Origin of the sequence: Niastella sp. (genome assembly GCF_045805085.1) — a bacterium.
GTDB lineage: Bacteria > Bacteroidota > Bacteroidia > Chitinophagales > Chitinophagaceae > Niastella.
Window position 1 is genome coordinate 1 of the sequence record NZ_JBJMLX010000098.1, and the last position, 3364, is coordinate 3364.

General features: G+C 41.0%; 3 protein-coding genes and 1 tRNA gene. 1 reads left to right on the forward strand and 3 read right to left on the reverse strand.

Annotated elements, in window-relative coordinates:
* Nucleotides 1–503: 503 nt before the first annotated feature.
* The 3 genes from ACJ751_RS04795 to ACJ751_RS04805 form a co-directional block, all read right to left on the reverse strand.
* A tRNA-Cys gene (locus ACJ751_RS04795) sits at nucleotides 504–574 on the reverse strand.
* A gap of 6 nt (nucleotides 575–580) precedes the next feature.
* Complete coding sequence (locus ACJ751_RS04800) at nucleotides 581–1801, reverse strand: sterol desaturase family protein (RefSeq protein ID WP_407744236.1); 1221 nt, start codon at nucleotides 1799–1801, stop codon at nucleotides 581–583.
* 31 nt (nucleotides 1802–1832) lie between these two features.
* Complete coding sequence (locus tag ACJ751_RS04805) at nucleotides 1833–2156, reverse strand: carboxypeptidase-like regulatory domain-containing protein (protein WP_407744237.1); 324 nt, start codon at nucleotides 2154–2156, stop codon at nucleotides 1833–1835.
* Nucleotides 2157–2535: 379 nt separating this feature from the next.
* Between ACJ751_RS04805 and ACJ751_RS04810 the strand changes: the two genes are divergently transcribed.
* On the forward strand, nucleotides 2536–3364 hold an 829-nt coding region (locus ACJ751_RS04810), incomplete at its 3' end, for a DUF4382 domain-containing protein (protein WP_407744238.1).

A 3364-nucleotide genomic window follows, 5' to 3' on the forward strand; every position in this document is an offset into this window, starting at 1 on the left:
ACACTCTAACAAAAAACGACTAACAAAATATCAGGACACCTATTAAAAATTTAGCCCCGTTTTTAACTCAGGAATACCCGTAAAAGCACGGTTTTCAAAAAAAGATTAATTTTTTTTCCGACTTATATCATTTTATGATCTGTCAATTTAAAGTCACTTATTCACGATGTTTGATCGTAATTAAGTAAGGTTAACGAAAATTTAATAACCGGTAAAGCAGAAAGAGCGTTAAGAAATAAATATTAAATACTAAAAGTAAATATGTAATATTTTATAATATTGTTTGGTAAGGGGTCGGCTACCTGGAAATTCGTGACTAACACTTGTTTGATTGGCAAGAAAAAAGAAACTTTGATACATCATTGAAAATTATAACGATTGCCTGTTCATACGCCCCGATTTCGTCGGGGTTTTTTTATGCCCGGAAACAAAAGAGAAGGCAGTGTAGAAACACCGCCTTGATGAATGAATGAATGAATGATTGCTTGCCATATGAAAAACAGCAGTTACGGGTGGGATCGAACCACCGTAAGAGGGTTTGCTAGCCTCCGCCTCTCCGCTCGGCCACGTAACTCGTATATTATTCCCGCCAGTATACCCACCTTAAGTACCAATTCCGGATACCATCGAAATACCAGGTGAACAGGATGGCTGCAGCCGGAAACAGCAATATGCTGTACCTCCAGGTTGAATAGGCGATCATAACGCCAATAGTAACTGTTACCAATCGTAAGAACTCCAGGTACACCACCCACTTTTTTTGTTCCATAATAGCGCCACAATTAATCAGGGTAAGTAACAATGCAATGGTAATGAGCACCTGTTGGTGGATGGGCAGGTATTTTTCGAACAGAATGAATACAAACAACAACACAATACTTCCTGCCACCTGCCATATTACGTACCGGTTCAGGGGTTTGTCGACCGGGATATCATTTTTTTGCACCAGCAGCCTATCCTCCGCCTGTTCCCGAAAGCGTTGATCTACCAGGTTCGGCCGGCCAAAGATCAGCTTTGCCTTGTTTGTTATTCCTTTGGTTTTGCGGGCTGCCAGTATCAGTTCGGCAATGAAATGAAAATGCTGCCACAAAAAACTGTAACTGTTCAACGGATGGGTTAATCCGTATTGAATGGGCACATCATCCTCTTCTTTCTGAAAAGTACCAAACAGCTTATCCCATATAATGAACACATCGCCATAATTTCTATCGAGGTAGTTTTCGTTACTGGCATGGTGAACGCGGTGGTGCGATGGGGTTACCAGGATGTATTCCAGCAAACCCAGTTTCCCGATCAGTTGGGTATGTATAAAGAAAGGGTATAACCCGTGCACCAATAAAATACTGGTGATCATCGATGCCGGAAAACCCAGTACAGGTAACACGGCCCAGAAACCGGTTCTAACAAAAGCCTGGAAAACCGTAATACGCGCCGACACTGTATAATTAAAATCCTCGCTTTGGTGATGCACCACATGTACCGCCCAGAAAAGGTTCACTTCGTGCGCCAGCCGGTGGTACCAGTACCAAAGAAAATCGGTGCACAGCAACAACACGATCCACAACAGGACGCCTGGTTGAATATGGAACAAGCCAAAGTGCTTTTGCAGATAATCGTATATGAAAAAGAACAAACCGGTTACCCACACATCCAGCAATCGCTCTGCAATGCCTACGCTGATGTTGGCAATGGAGTGATGGAGGTTAAAAATGGGCTTCTTCTTTTGGCGGGCAATGAAAAACTCCAATGCCATGAACACAACAAAAAAAGGTACTGCCAATGCAAGCAGGTTTAATTTCATAGCCGGTAATGATTGGTGCGGATAATTAACTTTATGGTTTTGGGTCTAGATTAATAAGCTGATATTGCGATGCATCTGTGATGCGGATCTTCTTTTTTTTATATACCGGGTGTTCAATCACAAGGGTAACCGGCAGGTCCTGCCAGGTTGAAATAGTGAATGCTCCTTTATTATTGGAAAGCGCTTCTTCTTCCCCTGATGTAATATAGATATACACATTCTCGATGTATTTATCAGTAGCGCTGTTCTTTACAGCGCCGGCTATCGTATGTGGCCGTTCCGGATAAATTTCTGATGTATGCAAAATGAAGGCTGGCAACGCAATCAGCCAGCTATTGCGATGTATGCGATTCATGCGACAATAATTGATGGTTATAAAATGTATCCCCTGTTCAGTAATACATCGTCAACATCGTTCTTTTGAATAATATAGTTGCATGGTGGTGTAATTCATCACAATGATACACCAAAATAACAAGTCTACAAAAAAGGTGGACTAAAAAAATATAAAAATAACCTGATTAGGGAAGGGGTTAGACTGATGGTTTTTTAAAAGGTTTAATGCAGTTTTTGTTAATCGTTTGTGAATCGGAAGTGATTTATTACGTGTACGTTACACGAGTAATAACGTTGGGTAGGTGCAAACATTTATAGTTGAAAATTTTAATAACAAAGGCACGAAAATTGTTAAACCTCTGTTGAAATGTTTTTGATTCAAAACAAACCATTCGTATATGAAATCAATGAGAAACCTGTTTAAGTATGTAATGATTGTGGCTACAGGTGCAATCGTTTTTTATGCGTGTTCCAAGGATAAGTCAGATAGTTCAACGGTGCCTTCCGGTAAACAAGAGCTGAGTCTCTATCTTACGGATGGGCCCACTGATTTTTTTGACAAGGTGAACATCGACATCAAATCAGTAAAGGTATTGGTTGATACCTGCGATAAAAGCCGCAGACGCCGCGATGATGATAGTGTTAAGTGTAAAGTCTGGGATTCGCTGACCATAAAGCCAGGAGTATACGATCTGCTGTCTTTACGTAACGGTCTCGATACCCTGTTGGCCGGCGGTATGGTAAACGATGGTACTATCAGAAGAATTGTTATTACGCTGGGTACCAACAACTCTATTGTAAAAGATAGTGTAAATTATCCGCTGAATTTATTGAGTGGCCAATCCATCACCATCAAGCTGTTTGGTAATGAGTGGGAAAACCTTGCCAATGGTCACTACCGTCTGTGGCTCGACTTTGATTGCGGCCGTTCTATAGTTCGTTTGCGCAATGGTCAGTTTAACCTGGTGCCATTCATTCGCGCCTTTATTGTTAAAGAATCAGGTTCTGTCAAAGGTGTTGTTAAGCCTGGTGATTCAAAATCGATTGTAACCGTATATAATGCTACTGATACTGCCTATGCATTGCCATGGATAGATGGTCAGTGGAAAGTGCGTGGTTTAAATACCGGAACTTATTCTGTATATGTTAATGCCGGCAATGGTTACCAGGATACAACTATTAATAATGTATCGGTAACAGTGGGCAAGGAAACAAATGTAGGAACAA